This is a genomic window from Pseudoalteromonas sp. MMG012 (assembly GCF_018100875.1).
In the GTDB taxonomy this organism is placed as follows: domain Bacteria; phylum Pseudomonadota; class Gammaproteobacteria; order Enterobacterales; family Alteromonadaceae; genus Pseudoalteromonas; species Pseudoalteromonas aurantia.
In genome coordinates this window covers 1-1,200 of record NZ_JAGJEF010000193.1, presented here as the reverse complement: position 1 = coordinate 1,200, position 1,200 = coordinate 1, and the positions used below count along the sequence as shown (strand labels likewise).

Annotated in this window: 1 protein-coding gene; it reads right to left on the bottom strand. The window is 34.3% G+C overall.

Features of this window, described 5'->3' with window-relative positions; all coding sequences use genetic code 11:
• Positions 1-219: 219 nt before the first annotated feature.
• A complete protein-coding gene (locus tag J8L97_RS22960; protein ID WP_211053036.1) occupies positions 220-1,008 on the bottom strand; it encodes an alpha/beta hydrolase in 789 nt (262 codons plus the stop codon).
• Between the last annotated feature and the right edge of the window lie 192 nt (positions 1,009-1,200).

Here is a 1,200-nt window from a genome sequence, read left to right as displayed (position 1 = left end):
TTATCAATGTGAAATAAACTAATAATTTCACACTAGAATTAAATTTCATCGGGACTTTCCTTGTGTTAGGTATCAATAAACTCAGGTGTGAGCTTTAAAATGTAATGGCACTGAGGGCTGATAACACAATAAATTTATGTATCGTATTTTTATTCTGATCGTTTGTATTGTGGAACAAGTAAATAGCCCTTTCCTGTTATAATCATACAGATCTACATATTAGTCTTTAAACACGTAACGAATACCATAAAACAAAGTAAGATAAGAGGTTGTAATATGCGTGTCACCTTTGAGAGGTGTGTAATGCCAATCAAAACCTTGTGGAGAGCTTTCTGCCAATAACTTAACAAAGTTATGCATTGCATTTGCGACATCTTCTCCCTCTTCTTTGTGAGTTGCTAAAGTAAGATACAACGTTTTATTACGCATTTTATCGTCGTTAGTTGGTGCTATTATCTTGTTATACAAGTCGATATCATCACCTTGTAGCGGTGGGCTGGCAGCGATATAATTTTCAAAGTTAACAGCGGTGTTAGCGAGTAAATTGACCGTATAAAAGCCAGCCAATGAATGACCAAATAGCGTATTTTTCCCCACCGTTCTGTAATGTTTATCAACGTGCGTCATCACTTCATTAGTTAAAAACAGTGTGAACTTTTCACTGTGTGTATTTAAATTTTTCTGTCTCATTCCTTCATTATTTGTTACTGCAACAATAATTAACTCAGGTATCTGGCCTGCTTTATGTAGCAACTCAGTCGCAATAACAGAGTGATATAAATGTCTTTCTCCATCAAGTAGGTAAAGCACTGGATAACGTTGCTTAGACTTTTTATACCCTGAGGGTAAATGAACAATAATATTTCGATTTTCTTTTAAGATTGTCGATTGAAGCGTTACTTGTTCACCAAACTGCATCGTTACTGGCTTATCGATGGTACCCGCAACTGCTTCTATCTGTAGTCCCACACATGCACATGTAAATAAAAATGCGTTAACTATATTCAAAGCCATTTCCTTTTGTATGAGTATAAATAAACACTATTTCGATAAAACCCGAATCTTTGTGTATTTATAACGAGTTTATAAAATGATGTATTTTTAGTGTATTTTTTATTATTTCATCAACCATAGCGGAGTTCCTATTTTGATTCAATCGTTTAGTAACTACTGCTTGGTGTCATGATTATTACTCTGACA